Consider the following 19383-nt stretch of genomic DNA (forward strand, 5'->3'; position numbering starts at 1 on the left):
GAGTCGTTGTCAGGCGATGGGTGGGCGCAGAAGCGAGCCCGCCGCGTCAGGCACGCGGCCCGCGTCGACGGAAGAAGTAGCGAAGGATGTGGCGGGTGCGCCGATGGCGAGCACGACCATCGTCGGCAGCGCCAGGGAGTGTGAACAGGCGCAATGGCATGACGCGCCTTCGCCGAGCACGCAATCGCCGTCACCGGTGGCTGGGGCGGCGGCCTCCATGGTCATCGCCACGACGGCCTGCGAGCCACCCGCGAGCGAGTCACGCTCGCCGCCGTCGGCAAGACACACCGTGCCGCTCAGCAGCTTGATGAACATCACGGCCACCACCAGCACCCACAGGCCGCGATGGCGGCGCAGGCGTTGCAACAGTGATGTGGGACGTGACGGCATGCCGGGGATGCTAGAGGCCAGGGTGCGTGTTAGACAATTTCATTCGGCCGATGGCCCGCCCCTGCGGCAGGGCGCACCCTGCGCGCGAGCGCTCCCGCCCCGTGACGATGCAACGACACAGAACATGCGCAAAACCCACACATTTGTGGAATAGGATGGTCATTGCCGCGGCCAACACGTAGCCGCATACACAGGGCGGGGTCGGCAGGTGGCGCAAAGGCTGGTGCGAGCAGGCAGGCAGGACGTCCGCAGATGCGTGCCGGCGCCCACCGGGCGCCGCTGGCGGCAACTTGGTTTTCAACTCATCGCCGCCCTGCTCTGCGCACTGGCTCTGCCCTCCCTGGGCATGGCACGCGGCGGCGACCCGTGGGCGCCCTTCGATACCCCCTGGTTCGACCGCCTCGGCGTCGCCGATGGCCTTCCCCACTCGATCACCACGGCCCTGCAACAGGACCGGCGCGGCCTGGTGTGGATCGGCACGCTGTCGGGCCTGGTCCGTTACGACGGCTACCGCATGCAGGTATTCACCGGCAACGGCAGCAGCAAGAACGACATCCCCGACGCTTACGTCCGCTGCCTGCTCACCCTGCCCGATGGCAGTCTGCTGATCGGCACGAATGCCGGCGGCCTCAGCCGCTTCAATCCGTTCGACAACAGCTTCCACAATTATCCGGTGGGACGTGGCGGCACCAGCGACCGGAAGATCTACGCCATGGCGCTGGACGGCAACCGAGGGGTATGGATCGCGACGGATCGTGGCATCGACTATCTGGAGCTGCACAGCGATCGCATCACCGCCACCCCGCTCGGTGCGGGCATGGCGGCGCGCAGCTTCAGCATCCTGCAGGATCGCGCAGGCAACCTGTGGGTGGGCAACAACAGCGGCCTTTTCGAGCGCGCGGCGGGCTCGAAGACGTTCGCACGCAGCGGCCACGCCACCAGCGACGATGTCGATGCCGTGTTGAACGACGGCATCTGGGCGCTGCGGGAAGATCGCGAAGGACGCCTGTGGGCGGGCAGCACGCAATCGGGTGCCGCGTGGCGCGACGACGCCGGTCACTGGCACGCGGTTGCCGGCTTCAGCGGCCTTGAGCACGACCACTCGCGGCGCCCGACGGTACGCGCCTTCAATCAAATGGCCGGCGACACGATGTGGATGGCCACCGACGGCGGCGGCGTGCTTGCCTATGACGTCGCCACCGGTCACCTGAACGCCATCGTCCACGACACAGCGATGCCATCTTCGCTGCCGGGCGACTCGTTGCGCGACCTGCTCCGGGACAGCGCCGGCAATATCTGGGTGGCCACCGACCTGGGCGTCGCCCGTTACGACCCCGGCGCCCGCAAAGCCTTCGCGCTGCTGCCGTCGACCAATGCAGACCGCGCACTGGCCAATGCCAACGTGCGCGGCATCTTCGTCGACAGCCGGCAGCGCATCTGGCTGGCGCTGGGTTCCGGGCGCGTCGACGTAATCGACCTGGCTGCCGCCACCATCCGCCATCTTGAGCTCGGCGGCGCGCAGACGCACCGCGACGTGCAGGCATTCGCCGAGATGCCCGACGGCAGCATCTGGGTGGGCGCGCAGGGCCTGGCGGTGATCGACCCCGCCACGTTCGCCATTCGCGATTCCGCCATCCCCGAGCTGGACGACAAGCCCGTGCTGCACCTGCTGTCCGACGGGCCGCGCCTGCTCATCGCCACGTATGACGGCGTGTATCGGTACGACACGCATACGCGCACCCTCACGCATTTCACCCACGACGCCAACGATCCCGACAGCCTTGCCAGCGACACGGTACGGCGCATTGCGCACATCGGCGACGATATCTGGTACGTCACCGGGCGCGGCATCAGCATCGCCACCAGCCCAATGCAGAACAGGGGCTTCCGGAACCTGCTCAATCGCCCGGGCGACGCCACCAGCCTGCCGAACAACCTGGCCAGCTCAATCGCCATGGACCCCCAGGGCAACCTGCTGGTCGGCACGTATGGCGGGCTGGCCATCCTGCAGCCACGCAGCGCAGGCGACCCCTATCGCTTCACCACCATCGGCACGGCCAATGGGCTGCCCAGTGCGAACATCAATGCCGTGCAGCCGGACGACTACGCCAACCCCTGGGTCAGCCTGCCCAACGGGCTGGCCATGATCGACGGCAACACACACGCCGTGCACAACCTGGGCGTGCGCGATGGACTGCGCATCGCCAGCTACATCTACGCTGCCTCGGCGCGCGCACCCGATGGCGAGCTGATGTTCGGCGGGCTGGGCGGCCTGACCGTGGTCCGGCCGGCATGGCAGCCGCCAGACGAACCGGACGCCGCCCTGGCCATCACCTATGCCGCCGTCAATGGCGCACCCCTGGCCTTCGGCAAGCTGCCCCGCCCCGGCGAATCACTGAGGATCAATGCGCGCAACCGCAGCCTGCGCGTGGATTTCGCCCTGCTCGACTACGACGCTCCCAGCGAAACCAGCTACAGCTACCGCCTGCAGGGCTACGACGAGGACTGGGTCGAGATACCGCGCGGCAGCCTGCCCACGGCGATCTACACCAACTTGCCGCATGGCGACTACAAGCTCCACCTGCGCGCGCAGACGCATGGCATGCAGCCGCGGCTGATCGAATCGAACTTCGACGTCAGTGCGGAACCGCGCTGGTATGAAACCGTGGCCGCACTGGTCGTCGCAGGCCTGCTGGCGCTCACCGCGATCGTCGCTGTCATCCAGCTGCGCACCCTGTACCTGCGCCGCCAGGCAAGGCATCTGCAGCAACAGGTCGAACTGCGTACGCAAGATCTGCTGGTAGCCAACAAGCGGCTCGACGAACTGGCCAACACCGACGCACTCACCGGCGCGTGCAACCGGCGACGGGTGCTGGAGCTGGCCGAAGAGGTGCGCGCGCAAAGCCCGGACGGCCAGGCCTGCATTGCTCTGCTGGACCTGGACCGCTTCAAGCGCATCAACGACACCTACGGCCACCTCGCCGGTGACGCCGTGATCCGCCATGCCTGCCGGGTCATGCAGCAGCATGGGCGGGACACCGATGCCTTCGGCCGCTACGGCGGCGAGGAACTGCTGGCCTGTCTGCCCGGAAGCACGCTGGAGCAAGGCATGGTGGTTGCGGAGCGCATACGCAGCGCACTGGCCGACGAGCCACTGACCTACGATGGGCACACCATCGCCATCACCGTAAGCATCGGCGTGGCCGCTTATCGCGCGGGAGAAACCCTGTCGCAATGGCTGACACGGGCCGACGGCGCACTGTACGAAGCCAAGCATGGCGGCAGGAACCGCAGCGTCGCCGCACGATAGCGCTGCGGCGGCGCCGTCACCGGATCAACGGAAATGCCGCAGGCGGTAGATGGTGTAGCCCAGCCCCACGACGCCGGTCAGTGCCGCTGGCACCAGCAGGACGCGCTCCTGCACGGCATGAAAACCCACGGCCCCCGCCGCCGCACCGGCGATGAAGCAGGTCGCCACAAGCAGGCAGACATGGATACGCAGCATGTCGACCTGGAGTCCGCGCAGGCGCTGGCCAAGGTAGATACCCAGGTCGGTGAAGATGCCCGACAGGTGCGTCGTGCGGAGCGTGGCACCGCTATACGTGCTGACCATGGCGTTCTGCAGGCCGCAGGCCATGGAAGCCAGATAGAGCCCCAGGTCGCTTTGCCCATGGATCAGCGGCGTCGCCGCGAACAACAGCGCCGACTCCATCATCAACACCACGCCGTAGCGACGCCCCAGCTGGAGCGTGCGCTGCTGCACGATGAACCCGCTGAGCATGGCACCCAGCAGGAACGCGCCGATGACAAACCCCCAATGCAGGATTTCCGCCGCGTCGAGCTGGCCGAGCGCAATGCCCAACTCGGTGCTCGTGCCGGTGAGGTGCGTGATCGGCTGGTGCCGGAAGCACAGGTAACCCACCGTATTGATGCTGCCCGCCACGAGCGCGAGCAGGCCACCGCCCACCCAGGCCCAGCGTGGCAACTGGCGCAGCATCGCCGGATCAGTTCTTGATGGGCTGGGTCTGGATCACCGGCGCGTCACCGATAACGTCGGTGCCCGGCGGCGGTACGAAGTTGAAGGTCTCCGGCGCAATCGGCACATTGCGCTGCCAGCTCGAAAAACGGATATCCGTGACGGCACCCAGCTGGTCACGGAAAATCATGCGCGACAGGCCGCTGGCATCGAACCCGAGGTCGGCGTAATCGAACTGTGGATCCTTGGCCTTGGACGTCAGGCGCAGCCAGCTCAGGCCGTCATGATCGCCCTGCTCCGCGACGTTGAAGTCCTTGTCCATCTGCTTCACGTCGGTAAGCACGGTCAGTGGACTGTGGGACTCTTCGGAGCTCTGGATGCGCACGGTGACCTGCTCCAGATCCGGATCGTACAGCCACACGCGGCTGCCATCGGCGACGATGGTCTGCTTGGAGGGCGCCAGCGTTTCCCAGCGGAACTGGCGCGGCGCCTCCAGCGCCAGCGTGCCGTTGCTGGGCTTGCCGGCGTTGCCATTGGCATCCTTCAGGGTTTGCGAGAACTTGCCGGTGAGCGAGTGCAGGCCGGTGGTGAAGGCGTCCAGTTTCGTCCGCGCAGGACCGGCGGCCATGGCGAGGCTGCTGATGGAGAGCGCGGCGGTGGCTGCAGCCAGGAGAAGCAAGCGTTTCATAAATGCCTTGTGGATGAGGCGGCAATGTGGATTGTCGGGCGTAGAAGCTTAACGCTGAGAGGGGTTTCCCTCATCGTCATTCCTGCGAAGGCAGGAATCCAGTGTCTTTGCTCGGCGCAAGCCAAGGTCAAAGCGTAAAGGCACTGGATTCCTGCCTTCGCAGGAATGACGAGCAAAACCCGTCAATTCTTCGGCGGCGGCGGCGCCAGCACCTCGCGATTGCCATTGTGCTGCGGCGCGCTGACCACGCCATCCTGCTCCATCTGTTCGATCAGGCGGGCGGCGCGGTTGTAGCCGATGCGCAGGTGGCGCTGCACGCCGGAGATGGAGGCGCGACGCGTCTCGGTGACGATGCGCACCGCCTTGTCGTACAGCTGCGCGTCGGCGTCGCCACCCTCCTCGCCATCCTGCGGCAGGCCGGAGTCGTTGATGAACTTGCCGTCGCCGGTCGCCTGCACTTCCTCCAGCACGCCCTCGATGTACTGCGGCGCACCCTGCGCCTTCAGCCAGTTCACCACGCCATGCACCTCGTGGTCGTCCACGAACGCGCCATGCACGCGCTCCGGCGTAGCGGTACCCGGCGGCAGGTACAGCATGTCGCCGTGACCCAGCAGCGCCTCGGCACCAGACTGGTCGAGGATGGTGCGCGAGTCGATCTTGCTCGACACCTGGAAGGCGATGCGGGTGGGGATATTGGCCTTGATCAGGCCGGTGATCACGTCCACCGACGGGCGCTGCGTCGCCAGCACCAGGTGCACACCGGCTGCGCGGGCCTTCTGCGCGAGGCGGGCGATCAGCTCTTCGACCTTCTTGCCGACGATCATCATCATGTCGGCGAACTCGTCGATGATGATCACGATGTACGGCAGCGGCTCCAGCGGCTCGGCCGCCAGGTTCGGCATCTCGGGGTTCGGGCGGAACAGCGGATCCAGCAGCGGCTGGCCGGCGTTCTCGGCGTCCTTCACCTTCTTGTTGAAGCCCGCCAGATTACGCACGCCCACGGCCGCCATGAGCTTGTAGCGGCGCTCCATCTCGGCCACGCACCAGCGCAGCGCGTTGGCGGCCTCCTTCATGTCGGTCACGACCGGCGCGAGCAGGTGCGGGATGCCTTCGTAGACCGAAAGCTCCAGCATCTTCGGGTCGATCATGATCATGCGCACGTCCTTGGCGCTGGCCTTGTACAGCAGGCTCAGCACCATGGCGTTCACGGCAACGGACTTACCCGAACCGGTGGTACCGGCCACCAGCAGGTGCGGCATCTTCGCCAGGTCGGCCACCACCGGGCGGCCGGCAATGTCCTTGCCCAGTGCCAGCGCCAGCGGCGACTTCATGGCGTCGTAGCGGTCCGAACGCAGGATCTCGGACAGATACACGATCTGCTTCTTGGCGTTGGGGATTTCCAGGCCGATGACGTTCTTGCCCGGGATCACATCCACCACACGCACGCTGACCACCGAAAGGCCGCGCGCAATGTCCTTGTCCAGGCTGGACACCTGCGAACCACGCACCCCAGCGGCAGGCTCCAGCTCGAAGCGCGTGATGACCGGGCCCGGATAGACGCCGACCACCTTGGCCTCGATGCGGAAATCCTTAAGCTTCAGCTCAACCTGGCGAGACAGCACTTCCAGCGTTTCTTCCGAGTAGCCCGGCCCCTGCTCCGGCGCCTCGTCCAGCAGCGACAGCGGCGGCAGTTCGCCCGGCGCAGCGGCGCCGGTGAAAAGCGGAATCTGGGTTTCCAGCTTCGCGCGCTCGCTCTTCACCACCGGCGCAGGCGCGGTTTCGATGCGCACGGGCTCGCGCTTGGCCTGTTTGACGGCCTCGGTCTTTTTGACCACCTCGCGCTCGGCACGGGCCTGGCGGGCAGCCAGCACCTCCGGCGCCTCACGCAGCTTGCCGCCAAACCAGCCGGCAACCTTCAACACGCCTTGACCGGTGATATCAGCCACCTTGAACCACGACAGGCCGGTGGCCAGGGTGACCGCAATCAGGAACAGCGCCAGCAGCAGCAACGATGCCCCGCCGCCCAGTGCATGCGTCAACCCGCGACCGACCCACATGCCGATGATGCCGCCCACACCCTGCGGCAGGATGGGCTCATCGATGTTGAGATAAAGCAGCGCCGGCAAGGTGATGAAAAAGAACACCGAACCGATCAGCCGCAGCGACGGCTCCCACGGCTGCACGGTGCGCTCGCCGCGATGGCGCAGCACCTGCACGCCCAGGAACAGCAGCAACAGCGGGAAGAAATAAGAAACCAGACCAAAGATGTAGCGCAGCACGTTGGCGATGTTGGCGCCGACCTCACCGCCGAAATTGCGGGCATGCTCGACCGTGCCGGCATGGCCCCAGCTGGGGTCCTGATCGTTGTAGCTGAACAGGCAGACCAGCAAGTAGAGGGCCAGGGGCAACAGCAGCAGTGCGCCGGCCTCGCGCAGGCGGCGCTTCAGCTCTTCGCTGAGACCTTCGCGCTCTTTCTTGTCCTTCTTGACGTTCGCGGTACGCGGCACGTGATCCTTATCCTGTCTTCAAGCATGAGTCCGGCCGCCAAGCGGCGGCCGGACAGTACTACATCCGCCAAGGCGGCAGGCAAGACCTTAGATCATGCCCTTGAGCGCCGGATGAACCGGCTCGCTGCCCTTGACGCTGAAGCCCCTGCGCAGCGATCCCTGCCGGCGCCGTTCGCTGCCGGCAGACAGACACTGCACATGCGGCAGGATAACGGCAGAAGCCGCCACCGACGAGGCCTGAGGCGTGGCATCCGGCATATTCGTGACGCAGCCTTGATTGCGCCGCGTCGCGCCGGGCCAGGCTCTTCCGCCCCGCCTTCCGGCGCAACGCCGTCGTTGGCATCACTGGCTGGGGGCCAGGCCAGAACGACACATCGGCGCCGCCCGGTCGCCCTCTTTGGGCGCCCTCGCGCCGGCAGCCTTGAATCACCCGGGCGTCTTCCCCATGCTTCCGGGTTCGGACGCCCCGCTCCACCCACCCGGCGCGGCAGCGGGAAACCGTCGCAGGCGATGGAGCGAATGACCGTACAAGTCGCCAGCAAACCCGAGGAATGATGACGATGATGGGCCAATCACTTCGACACGACCGCCGCACCACTCAGGCCGGCTGCCACGGCATAGTTGCCGTAAAGTCAAAGAGATACACCCCGTCGCACTGAAAACCAGCTGACCGACCCCATATTGGGCCGATCAGCGGCCGACCGCGCCAAAACGCGGCCAGGCCACCCCGGCCAGCCCCATTACCCACGAACACCACCGCCGACAAGGCGGATAGAAGGAACGCATGAACGCATCCACCAAGCACAGCCGCCTGCTGATCCTGGGCAGCGGCCCCGCCGGCTACACCGCTGCCGTCTACGCTGCCCGCGCCAACCTGAAGCCGACGCTGGTCACCGGCCTGCAGCAGGGCGGCCAGCTGATGACCACCACCGAGGTGGACAACTGGCCGGGCGACGACAAGGGCGTGCAGGGTCCGGAGCTGATGCAGCGCATGGCGCAGCATGCGGAGCGTTTCGAGACGCAGATGGTGTTCGACCACATCCACAGCGTGGACCTGAAGCAGCGCCCGTTCCGCCTGAAGGGCGACTCGGGTGAATACACCTGCGACGCGCTCATCATCGCCACCGGCGCCACGGCCAAGTATCTGGGCATCGCCAGCGAAGAGCACTTCAAGGGTAAAGGCGTGTCCGCCTGCGCCACCTGCGACGGCTTCTTCTTCCGCGAGCAGGAAGTAGTGGTCATCGGCGGCGGCAACACCGCCGTGGAAGAGGCGCTGTACCTGTCCAACATCTGCAGCAAGGTCTATCTCGTGCACCGCCGCGACAAGCTGCGCGCCGAGAAGATCATGCAGGACAAGCTGTTCGACAAGGCGGCTGCCGGCAAGATCGAGCTGGTATGGAACCACAGCGTGGACGAAGTGCTGGGTGACAACTCCGGCGTGACCGGCGTGCGCGTGAAGGACGTGAACACCGGCGAGACGCGCGACATCGCCGCCACCGGCTTCTTCGTCGCCATCGGCCATACGCCGAACACCGGCATCTTCGATGGCCAGCTGGACATGCACGACGGCTACATCAAGATCCGCAGCGGCCTCAACGGCATGGCCACCATGACCTCGGTGCCGGGCGTGTTCGCCGCTGGCGACGTGGCCGACCATGTGTACCGCCAGGCCATCACCTCGGCCGGTTTCGGCTGCATGGCCGCGCTGGATGCCGAGCGCTGGCTGGACCAGCAGGGTCCGGCGAGCTGATGGCCTCTGGGCGCGCCGTGAACTTCATTCGGGCGCGCCCAAAGTTTTTTGATCGTCATTCCGGCGCACCCCAAGAAGGGCGCAAGGGTGAAGATTTACGGTGCCTACTTGAGACTGACGTGATCGAAGCCCGCTTCCACGACAGCATCGAGCGCATCCCTGCCGCGGCATGGGATGCGCTTCGCCCCGACGACAACCCTTTTGTCTCGCACGCCTTCCTGGCACTGCTGGAGCGCACCGGCTGCGTCCGCCCCGACGGGGGCTGGCAAGCGCACCATCTCGGCCTTTACGAAGACGGCGAACTGATCGCCGCCGCGCCGCTGTATCTCAAAGGCAACTCGCATGGCGAGTTCGTGTTCGACTGGAGCTGGGCCAGCGCCTGGGAGCGCGCGGGTGGCGACTACTATCCCAAGCTGCTCAATGCCGTGCCCTACTCGCCCGTGCCCGGTCCGCGCCTGCTCGCGGGCCGCGGTGCACGCACCGCCGAACGACAGCAGGCACTGACGAGCGCCATGCGCCATTTCGCCGAGCGCATGAACCTCTCGTCCGTGCACGCCAATTTTCTGCGCGACGACGAACTGGCCGCTTTCGATGGGCCCTGGATCAACCGCTCCGACGTGCAGTTTCACTGGCACAACCGGGGTTACGCGGACTTTGCCGGTTTCCTCGGTGCACTCAACCACAAGAAGCGGAAGAACATCCGCCAGGAACGCGCACACGTGGCGCAGGCGGGGCTATCCATCGAGATGCGCGGCGGCGGCACGCTCGGCGCCGATGAATGGCGGCAGATCCACACACTCTATGAAGCCACTTTCGACGCCAAGGGCAACCACGCCGCGCTGACGCGCCCCATGTTCCAGGGCATGGGCGACACGCTGGGCGACAGCGTGCAGGTGGCGCTTGCCCGCCACGGGGAACACATCGTCGCCATGGCCCTGTTCCTGCAAAGCAGCGACACCTTGTACGGTCGCTACTGGGGTGCCGAGCTCGACGTACCGGGCCTGCACTTCGAGCTGTGTTATTACCAGGGCATCGAGCATGCGATTCGCCATGGCCTGCAGCGCTTCGAGCCCGGCGCCCAGGGCGAGCACAAGCTCGCGCGCGGCTTTCTTCCGGTGCGAACCCATTCACGGCACTATCTGGTCAATCGCAGCTTCCGCGACGCCGTGCAGCAGGCGATGTTGCGCGAGGCCGAAGCCATGGACGAGTACGCCCGGGAGCTGCTGCAACACAGCCCCTACGCGCACGCCCCGGGGACCTGACGCCTAGCCGATGGCATGCCGGCCACCTTGCCGTCGCCATCCAGCCCCACGCCAAACGGCAGGTTGCTACCGGTCGACGACGCCATTGCCACGGGCGCGACCCGCTTTATCCGCCACAAGCAACGACGACGCATGCCGGACCTTTGGGCCGGTGACGGTGGGGCATGCTAACCACAGGGCCATGCCGGTAGCATGTACCGGTCCTCCCGGATTCACCCGACCTCTGCCCGACGCCCATGATCCGACTGCCCCTGCTCGACGCGACCAGGCCGGAACACTTTCCTGATCCGCGCAAGGCGCTGAACGATCCGAACGGCCTATTGGCCTTCGGCGGGGATCTGTCGCCCAAGCGTCTGCTGGCGGCCTACGCGCAGGGCATCTTTCCATGGTTCAACGAGGATGAGCCGCTGCTGTGGTGGTCGCCCGATCCACGTTGCGTGTTCCACACCCGCGCGCTCGTACCCAACCGGAGCTTGCGCCGCCGCCTGGCACAGGTGGACTGGCGCATCACCATCGACCACGCCTTCCGCGATGTCGTGGAGGCGTGCGCGGCGCCACGCCCCGGCCAGAGCGGCACCTGGATCGTGCCCGCGATGGTCTCGGCCTACGAGCAACTCCACGCGCTGGGCCATGCGCACAGCGTCGAAGTGTGGGAACACGACCGGCTCGTCGGCGGCATTTACGGCATCGCGGTGGGACGCCTGTTCTGTGGCGAATCCATGTTCAGCCGTGAAAGCGGCGGCTCCCGCGTCGCCTTGATGGCACTCGCCAGGCTGCTGCGATGCTGGGATTTCCCCTGGATCGACGCGCAGGTCACCAACGCGCACTTGCTGCAGCTGGGCGCCGTCGAATACCCGCGCACCGAATTCCTGCGCACCATCGCCCAGCTCGCCCGGCTGCCGGGGCAACCCGGCAACTGGGCTCGCTTTACATCGCTGGCGCAACTGGTGGATCAAGCGGCCGCCGACTGACGGGCCTGCGCGCGGCGATAGGAATCCAGAATGTTGTCGCGCACGGGCTTCTCGCCCGAGGCCAGCGAGTGCAACCATTCCTCCGTGCTCAACACCGCCGCGAAACGCGACTGCTGCACCACACTGTAGACACGATGGATTTCCTCGGCGCTGGCATAGCCCGCGCGATTGGCATAGGACACCGCCCCGGATGCATCGTGGACGAATTCAACGTCCATCCCGCGATCGAAGGCATGCTTGATGGTGGTGTCGTCGCAGTTATGCGTCATGTAACCGACCACGGTCACCGTATCGATGCCGTGCTGCTCCAGCCACTCGCCCAGGGCCGTGCCACTGAACGCACTGGGCAGCGGTTTGTGGAACAAGGCATCGCGGTGACGGCGGCCGATCTCGGCATGCAACTGCCAGCCGTCGCTGCCCACGGCAAACGCCGGCGCATCGGCGGGCGAGTCCTGCTGGATCACCACCACCGGAACACCGGCCGCCGTGGCGGCATCCATGATGCGGGCAATGTGCGCCAGCGACTGCGAGGAAGGCGGGTATTCGATCTGCAGATTGCCCGTGAAGTATTCATTCTGGACATCGACCACGATGACGGCGCGGCGCGGCTGGGTGGACATGGCACAACTCCCTGTTGCGTTGAAGGATGTGTCCATGGTGCGCCCGAAGCCACTGGCCAACGAGTGGCCCGAAGGACAATAATCGATGGTATCGGGCCAACGGAAACCCAGCCATGAGTGCGATACGCATCGCTGTCGTCGCCTTCGAGGGCATCCTGCCCTTTCACCTCGCGGTCCCTTGCGGGGTATTCCAGTCGCCGACCCCGGAGGGAAAGTCGCCGTTCCGCCTACGCGTGTGCTCCGCGGAAGGCCGGCAGCTCCACAGCGCCTCAGGCTTCACCATCGGCACGCCCTATGGGCTGGACGAACTGGGACGGTCGGACATCATCATCGTGCCCTCCTGGCGCGATCCGGACGAAACGCCGCCGACCGAACTGCTGGCGCAACTGCGAAGGGCGGCGGCACGCGGCAAGCGCATCGTCGGCCTTTGCCTTGGCGCCTACGTGCTCGCCCATGCCGGCCTGCTCGATGGCCGGCGTGCGACCACCCACTGGGCCTGGGCTGAAGCCTTGGTGCATCGCTTTCCCGACATCACCGTGGACGCCGACGTGCTGTACGTGGACGAAGGCCAGGTCGTGACTTCCGCTGGCGCGGCGGCGGGCATCGATTGCTGCCTGCACATCGTCCGCCAGATGCTGGGTGCCGAGGCGGCCAATCGGGTGGCGCGACGCATGGTGGTTCCGCCGGTGCGCGGCGGCGGGCAGGCACAGTTCATCGAGAGGCCCCTGCCCGACGCACCCGGCGACCATCGCATGGCCCGCCTGCTCGAACACGTGCAGCGGCACCTGCAGGAAGAACACGACCTCGACACCATCGCCGAAAAGGCCGCCATGAGCCGGCGCAGCTTCACCCGTCATTTCCGCCAGCTGACCGGCGGCAGCTTCGGCGACTGGCTGCTCGCGCAACGCCTTGCCGAAGCGCAGCGGTTGCTGGAAACCACGCGGTTGCCGCTGGAGCGCATTGCGGCCGATATCGGACTGGGTTCGCCGGTGACGCTGCGCCAGCAGTTCCAGCGCGCCTACCGCACATCGCCAGCCAACTATCGGCGCACGTTTTGCGCCATGCGCGAATGACGCGCGTCACACGGCAATAAAGCCCCATGCCGTCAGCAGGTCATGCACGCCATTGATGGCGAACTGCACACCGATACACACCAGCAGGAACCCCATGAGGCGTGCCAGCGCATCGATGCCGGTTTCGCCCAGGAAACGCATGATGCGCGTGGCGCCGCGCAGGCACAGCCAGAACACCAGCGCGAACAACACCGTGGTCGTCAGCGCCACCGCGTGCACCATCGGCGTGAGCCTGCCGCCGGGGATGGACGATGCCGCGCTGATGATGAAGGCAATGGTGCCCGGCCCGGTGGTGCAAGGCATGGTCAGCGGAATGAAGGACACATCCGGCAGCCTGGCGCTCGCCTCATCCCCCGCCATCTCCGCCTGCACCTCGCCCTCCTTGGCATGCGCGGGCGGGAACAACATGCCGAAGCCGATATAGCTGACGATCAACCCACCCGCCAGGCGCAGACCAGGGATGGAAATGCCGAACCCGCTGATGACCGCATTGCCCGCGTAGAAGCAGACCAGCAACACGATAGAGACAAACATCGTCGCGCGATTGATCTGCCGGTTGCGCTCCGCGTCGGGGTAGCGCCCGGTAAGCGCCAGCAGCACCGTCGCACTGGTCAGCGGATTGGCGATGGGCAACAGACCCAGCAAACCGAAAGCAACATAATCGAGGAAAGCGAGCATCGGCGTCCTCTTCCTGGGGCCTGCGCCAAGACTACCTGCTCCGGCCTTCCGCCAGACAGTGCTGACGCAGCGGCCTCAACGGAACAGGTGGGGCACGAAGCAGCTCGTGTTGCGGGTCACGCGATCGTCATCCTCGCGCAGGCCGATGCCAACGGCGTTGTCGCCCACCACCCAGGAGCCCACGAGGGCATGCCGTCCGTCGAATACCGGCAGTGGCGAGAAGGCTTGGTAGATGCACGGCTCGGTAACCGGCCCTTCGGCGCTCCCTGCATCCAGCACCACGACGCCCGCGCCTTCCCTGCCCCAGTACGGCTTGCGCACCACGGCACCCTGCAGGTCACCGCGCCGGCGACTGGCCGGCAACAGGTTCGGATGGCCCGGGAAGAACTCCCATAGCAACGGCAGGATGGCCTTGTTCGACAGCACCATCTTCCATGCCGGCTCGAACCAGCGCAGCCGGGTCTGCGGAAGATGCTGCGCGAATGGTTCGGCCAGCATCCACTCCCATGGATAAAGCTTGAACAGCCGCTCGATGGGCGCGTTGTCCAGGTCGATGAAGTCCTTCCCCGACCAGCCGACCTGCTCCACGTCGAGCGCGGTCGCGCGGTGGCCCGCCTGCAGGCAGGTATCGACCAGGTAGTCGCAGGTCAGGGCATCTTCCGTGCTTTCGTAGCAGGCGGCGAAGTGGACGTGCGAAGCCGGTGGCAGCGTCCGCCAGCGTTCCACCAAGGCCTCGTGGATGGAGTTGAACTGGTCGGCGTCGGGTGCCGTGTCCTGCAGCCAATACCACTGCGCCACGGACGCTTCGAACAAGGCGGTGGGCGTGTCGGCGTTGTACTCGAGCAGGCGCGGCGGCGATGCACCGTCGCAGGACAGGTCCATGCGCCCGTACAGCGCCGGCTCGCGATCCCACCAGCTGCGCTCGATCAGCGTGGCGGCGCGCTCGTCCAGCCCAAGGTCCGCATAGCGCGCGTGGCGCACCACGCGGTCGACGGCCTCCAGGCACAATGCGTGCAATTCGTTCGTAGCCGCTTCCAGCACATCGATCTGGTCCGCGTCGAAAACGTAGCAGACGTCCTCGCGCCAGTACGGCTCGCCATCGATGGTGTGGAAACGGAAGCCCTGTGCTTCCAGCCGCTGCCGCCCATCGGCGCGCGGCGTGCTCGCGATGCGCCGCATCGATCAGCTCGCCCGTGCCGACACGCGACCGGTGGAGCCGAAGCCGCCGCGCGTCCCCAGCTCGACGCTGCGCGGCCCGCCGAAACCTTCGCTACCGGCAAGACGGCCACCTGACGCCAGCGTGCGCCCCGGCCCCGGATCACCCTGGACCGTACCGCCACTGCGATACCACGGACCGTAATAGTGCAGGCCTCCGGAAGGCCCGCTCACCGCATTGTCGATCTGGCATTGCCCGCTGGAGTAGTCGTGCACGCAGTCTTCGTAGCTGTCGTAACGATTGCGCTGCACATCGTGCCCACGGCCAAGCATGGAAAGCCCGACCAGCGTGGCACCGCCCAGTGCGATCAACGGCACCGCGAACGAACGCTTCTGGTTGCGCGGCGGAACCGGACGGAACTGCGCATCACGGCGCTGCACCGGCTTCGTTGCGGTGCGAAGTTCGTGCGACGGGCCCTTCTTGTCGTCAGCACCCATCCGCGGTCACCACGTCATGGCCGCGGCGTTGACCAGGCCAACGGCGATGGCGATCACCGCCGCGAATATGGCCACGGCGCGATTGTCTTCCTCGATCTGCGTGGCGAGGTCACGGATGAGCAGGTGAATGGCTTGATGCGCCAGCCACTGCACGACCAGTGCCACTAACCCCCACAAGGCCAGGTCGAGCAGGTTCACGCTGTGCGACATGGCACTGACCAAGGGCGCGATGAAGCCGATCAGCGCACCGCCAAGACTGATCGCTGCCGCCTGGTTGCCATGGCGGATAAGCGCCATCTCGCGCTGCGGCGTCAGCCAGATGTGCACCGTGCAGAAAATGGCCAGGAAAAGGACACCCAACCCGAAGTACGCTGCGAAGGCGGGCAGCGTTGAAAGATCCGGCAGCACCGTGTTTCCCCTGGTTCCGCCCCTCCCGGGCGACGGCGCAGTGTAGCGCACCGGATGGCCGTGTCGTCGTCCGTGTCAATCCGGCGACAGCTGCCCCAGGCCGATGTCCTTGAGCTCGTCGTAATGTTCCAGGAACAGCGCGACGATGCTTGGATCGAGCTGGCCACCCGCCGCATCGCGCAGATACTCGATGACTTCCAGCTCCGGCCACGCCGGCTTGTAGACACGCGGAAAACTCAGCGCATCCCATACGTCGACGACGCTGAAGAGACGGGCGGCCAGCGGGATATCCTCGCCGCGCAAGCCACGCGGATAGCCCGTGCCGTCCCAACGCTCATGGTGCGCAAAGGGAATGTCGATGGCCGGGCGCAGGAACGCGGTGCGCATGAGCAGGTCCCGGCCGAGCGCGGGGTGCCTGCGCATCAGCAGCGTTTCCTCTGGCGTGAGCGGACCGGGCTTGATCAACACCGCGTCGGGCAAGGCCAGCTTGCCGATGTCGTGCAACAAGGCGCCGAAGCGCACGTGCCGGAGCGCATCGCCCTCCAATCCCACGCGCCGGGCCAATGCCACGGTCATGCGCATGACGCGCTCGGAATGGTCGCGCGTTTCCTTGTGGCGAACATCCATCGCCGACACCAGCGCGCGCAGCGACTGCTCGTTGCCGGTGAGCAGCAGGTGGTTGAGGCGATCCATGCGGCGGACGTCGCGGCCAATCAGCCAATACAACAGCGCGCCGGTGACCACCACGTAGAAGCACCCCTTGATCGTATGCAGGAGGCTCAGGGTGCGCGTATCCATCTCGAACGAAAGCAGCAGGCGATCAGAGAAGAACACCCACAGCAAAGCCACCACGACATAGATGGCAACAATGCGAAATTGGGGCTTCACCGTCACCGCATCTCCCCCGCCGCTTCGACAGCCGGACACCAGCGCATGTACGGCACGAGGGAGCATACGCCCGCCGCCACGCGCCGGCTGCCACGCGGTTCGCAACTATCTGTCAGGTGTCTTCAGGCTCGATCAGCACGTCGACCCACTGGCCGCGCCCCAGCGATGGAGCGGCACCGGAGGCTTCCTCCAGCTGCAGCCAGAACGTGCCCGAACGCTCGACCACGGCGCCGCGGAAATCCTGCCCGTTGAGGCTGCCGCGAACCCGATGGCCGTGCCCGCACTTCCACAGCGGACGTGCCGGCGTGGACCACTGGCTGACCGGATCGAACGGCAGCGGCACCAACCATGGCCGCTGGTCGTTATGTACGGTGGCGCGAAACGCTACGGCGCGATGCCTGTTCATCCCCGTCCCCCTGGCGTACCCCCGCCAAGAAGATAACGGACGCGGGGCGCCCAGTGTGAGGATGGGTTGGCTCCTTGAGATCCCGGAGGCAAAGACCCGCCCGGTCGAAAGCGGCCACCCAGCCGGCCAGGGTGCGGAAATACCAGGGCGCGGGCCGGCCAAAGCCCTCCCCGCAACCCGCCCAGGAGCCCTCCCGCCAACCGTCGGCATACGGCCCCGCCTCCGCCATCAGCGGGTGCAGCGTCTGGACCATCAGCACACCGCCCCGCGCCAGCAGGCGCGGCACGGCGGCAAGCAAGGCATCGACGGAAGAGCCGCCGAGCAGGGAAAAATTGCACACCACCACGTCGGCCCGCTCGTCGAGCAAGCCGGCCGCCAGGTCGTCATACGAGAGCACACGGAACTCACCACCGCCCCGGGATCGCGCCGCCTCGACCAGCGCCGGAACGGCATCCACCCCCAGCACGCGCACCCCTTCGGCAGCCAGCGCCCGGGCCAGCCAGCCTTCGCCGCACCCCACGTCGATCACCGTGCGGGGCTCATGCGACCGCACGGTCTCCAGGATGGCCCGGTCCGTCACCAGCCGGCGGCTTTCGATGCGTCCTTCGCGAACGGCACGCTCCCAGGCGTGCGCGTTCGCATGCCAGGCGTCGAGGATCTGGTCCTCGCTCGCGCTGGCAGGCACGCGGAACTCAGCCCGCGCGGCTGGCGTACTTGGACGCCACGTAGTTGTCGAGGATGCCGATGAATTCGCTGGCGATGTGATCGCCACGCAGCGTCATCGCCTTCTGCCCATCGATGAACACCGGGGCCGACGGCGCCTCGCCATTGCCCGGCAGCGAAATGCCAATATTTGCGTGCTTGGATTCGCCGGGACCATTGACCACGCAGCCCATCACGGCCAGCGTAAGGTTTTCCACACCGTCGTACTTCACGCGCCACAGCGGCATCTGCTCGCGCACGTGATCCTGCACGGTGCGCGCCAGCACCTGGAAGAACTCGCTGGTGGTGCGCCCGCAACCCGGGCAGGCCGTGACCAGGGGCGTGAACGCACGCAGCCCCATGGTCTGCAACAGCTCCTGCGCCACGATCACTTCGCCGGTGCGGGAGGCGCCCGGCTCAGGCGTGAGCGAAATGCGGATGGTGTCGCCGATGCCTTCCTGCAGCAGCACCGCCAGCGCCGCCGAGGAAGCGGTGATGCCCTTGGACCCCATGCCGGCCTCGGTCAGGCCCAGGTGCAACGCGTAATCGCAGCGCCCGGCGATGTCGCGGTACACCGCGATCAACTCCTGCACGCCCGACACCTTGCACGAGAGGATGATGCGATCGCGCGGCAGGCCGATCTCCTCGGCGCGCTTGGCCGAGTCGAGCGCGGAACGGATCAGCGCCTCGCGAGCCACGTGCGAGGCATCCCACGGCTCGGCGCGCTGATGGTTCTCGTCCATCAGCGTGGCGACCATGCTCTGGTCGAGCGAGCCCCAGTTGGCACCGATGCGCACGGGTTTCTCATAGCGCAACGCCATCTCGATGATGGACGCGAACTGCGTGTCCTTCTTCTTGCCGAAACCGACGTTGCCGGGGTTGATGCGGTACTTGGCCAACGCCTCGGCACAGGCCGGCTCGGCTTCCAGCAATTGATGGCCGTTGTAGTGGAAGTCACCGATGATCGGCACGTCCACGCCCATCATGGCCAGCTTGTCGCGGATGCGCGGCACGGCGGCGGCGGCGGCAGGCGTGTTCACCGTGATGCGGACCAGCTCGGAGCCGGCGCGCGCCAGCTCGGCGATCTGCTTGGCGGTGCTGGCCGGGTCCTCGGTGTCGGTGTTGGTCATCGACTGCACCACGATGGGCGCGCCGCCACCCACCGTGATCTTGCCGATCTTGACGCCGACACTGGGGCGGCGCGGGGCGGACAGGGCGGGACGCGGGGAAGGAGTCGTATCGCTCATGGTGGGAATCGAGTGGTGGGACGGCAACGGGAAGAGAATACCCGAACCGCCGGACACTCCCTAGCAAGCGTCGCAGCGGGGTACGCGATGCGGCAAAACCGCACATAAGAACACTCTTATGCCCTGAACAAGGATCATGGAACCCTGTCCCCACGCACGAAAAC

The 19383-nt window shown here is 66.4% G+C and carries 18 protein-coding genes; 5 read left to right on the plus strand and 13 right to left on the minus strand.

Features of this window, described 5'->3' with window-relative positions; translation table 11 throughout:
• Positions 1–9: 9 nt before the first annotated feature.
• On the minus strand, positions 10–390 hold the full coding sequence (locus HY57_RS13825) for a hypothetical protein (RefSeq protein ID WP_026033818.1): 381 nt from the start codon (positions 388–390) through the stop codon (positions 10–12).
• 256 nt (positions 391–646) lie between these two features.
• Between HY57_RS13825 and HY57_RS13830 the strand changes: the two genes are divergently transcribed.
• Positions 647–3700, plus strand: a complete 3054-nt coding sequence (locus HY57_RS13830) for a ligand-binding sensor domain-containing diguanylate cyclase (RefSeq protein ID WP_019464631.1) — start codon at positions 647–649, stop codon at positions 3698–3700.
• Between the two features lie 24 nt (positions 3701–3724).
• Here HY57_RS13830 and HY57_RS13835 read toward each other — a convergent pair whose 3' ends face one another.
• From HY57_RS13835 to HY57_RS13845, 3 genes are all read right to left on the minus strand, one after another.
• On the minus strand, positions 3725–4387 hold the full coding sequence (locus tag HY57_RS13835; protein ID WP_019464632.1) for a YoaK family protein: 663 nt from the start codon (positions 4385–4387) through the stop codon (positions 3725–3727).
• A gap of 7 nt (positions 4388–4394) precedes the next feature.
• Positions 4395–5054 carry an outer membrane lipoprotein chaperone LolA gene (gene lolA / locus HY57_RS13840; RefSeq protein WP_019464633.1) on the minus strand — a complete coding sequence of 220 codons (660 nt, stop codon included), beginning with the start codon at positions 5052–5054 and terminating at the stop codon, positions 4395–4397.
• 182 nt (positions 5055–5236) lie between these two features.
• A complete protein-coding gene (locus HY57_RS13845) occupies positions 5237–7561 on the minus strand; it encodes a DNA translocase FtsK (protein ID WP_019464634.1) in 2325 nt (774 codons plus the stop codon).
• A 784-nt stretch (positions 7562–8345) separates the two neighbouring features.
• On the opposite strand from HY57_RS13845, the gene trxB reads away from it, so the two are divergent.
• The 3 genes from trxB to aat all read left to right on the plus strand — a co-directional run bounded on the left by trxB (position 8346) and on the right by aat (position 11544).
• On the plus strand, positions 8346–9311 hold the full coding sequence (gene trxB, locus HY57_RS13850; protein ID WP_019464636.1) for a thioredoxin-disulfide reductase: 966 nt from the start codon (positions 8346–8348) through the stop codon (positions 9309–9311).
• Between the two features lie 119 nt (positions 9312–9430).
• Positions 9431–10573: a GNAT family N-acetyltransferase gene (locus tag HY57_RS13855; protein ID WP_019464637.1), complete on the plus strand. Its 1143-nt coding sequence runs from the start codon at positions 9431–9433 to the stop codon at positions 10571–10573.
• A gap of 236 nt (positions 10574–10809) precedes the next feature.
• Positions 10810–11544, plus strand: coding sequence for a leucyl/phenylalanyl-tRNA--protein transferase (gene aat, locus HY57_RS13860; RefSeq protein WP_019464638.1), 735 nt, complete (start codon positions 10810–10812; stop codon positions 11542–11544).
• Here the strand turns inward: aat and HY57_RS13865 are convergent.
• Positions 11526–12164, minus strand: coding sequence for a cysteine hydrolase family protein (locus tag HY57_RS13865; RefSeq protein ID WP_019464639.1), 639 nt, complete (start codon positions 12162–12164; stop codon positions 11526–11528). The two genes, aat and HY57_RS13865, sit on opposite strands and share 19 nt — an antisense overlap.
• A gap of 113 nt (positions 12165–12277) precedes the next feature.
• Between HY57_RS13865 and HY57_RS13870 the strand changes: the two genes are divergently transcribed.
• Complete coding sequence (locus tag HY57_RS13870) at positions 12278–13237, plus strand: GlxA family transcriptional regulator (protein ID WP_019464640.1); 960 nt, start codon at positions 12278–12280, stop codon at positions 13235–13237.
• Positions 13238–13243: 6 nt separating this feature from the next.
• Here the strand turns inward: HY57_RS13870 and HY57_RS13875 are convergent, their stop codons facing one another.
• The 8 genes from HY57_RS13875 to ispG form a co-directional block, all read right to left on the minus strand.
• The gene (locus tag HY57_RS13875) at positions 13244–13915 is read right to left on the minus strand and encodes a MarC family NAAT transporter (protein WP_019464641.1); all 672 of its coding nucleotides are present in this window, start codon (positions 13913–13915) and stop codon (positions 13244–13246) included.
• Between the two features lie 75 nt (positions 13916–13990).
• Entirely contained in the window at positions 13991–15094 is a 1104-nt protein-coding gene (locus HY57_RS13880) for a glutathionylspermidine synthase family protein (protein ID WP_019464642.1), read from the minus strand.
• Between the two features lie 3 nt (positions 15095–15097).
• Entirely contained in the window at positions 15098–15568 is a 471-nt protein-coding gene (locus HY57_RS13885) for a hypothetical protein (RefSeq protein WP_019464643.1), read from the minus strand.
• Between the two features lie 6 nt (positions 15569–15574).
• Positions 15575–15976, minus strand: coding sequence for a DUF350 domain-containing protein (locus tag HY57_RS13890; RefSeq protein ID WP_019464644.1), 402 nt, complete (start codon positions 15974–15976; stop codon positions 15575–15577).
• Between the two features lie 75 nt (positions 15977–16051).
• Entirely contained in the window at positions 16052–16864 is an 813-nt protein-coding gene (locus HY57_RS13895; protein WP_038581106.1) for an HD-GYP domain-containing protein, read from the minus strand.
• A 112-nt stretch (positions 16865–16976) separates the two neighbouring features.
• A complete protein-coding gene (locus HY57_RS13900; RefSeq protein WP_081500607.1) occupies positions 16977–17270 on the minus strand; it encodes a DUF1905 domain-containing protein in 294 nt (97 codons plus the stop codon).
• Entirely contained in the window at positions 17227–17955 is a 729-nt protein-coding gene (locus HY57_RS13905; RefSeq protein ID WP_019464647.1) for a class I SAM-dependent methyltransferase, read from the minus strand. The genes HY57_RS13900 and HY57_RS13905 overlap by 44 nt, the downstream gene beginning before the upstream one ends.
• 7 nt (positions 17956–17962) lie before the next feature.
• On the minus strand, positions 17963–19219 hold the full coding sequence (gene ispG / locus HY57_RS13910; protein WP_019464648.1) for a flavodoxin-dependent (E)-4-hydroxy-3-methylbut-2-enyl-diphosphate synthase: 1257 nt from the start codon (positions 19217–19219) through the stop codon (positions 17963–17965).
• Between the last annotated feature and the right edge of the window lie 164 nt (positions 19220–19383).

Origin of the sequence: Dyella japonica A8 (genome assembly GCF_000725385.1) — a bacterium.
Taxonomy (GTDB): Bacteria; Pseudomonadota; Gammaproteobacteria; order Xanthomonadales; family Rhodanobacteraceae; genus Dyella; species Dyella japonica_C.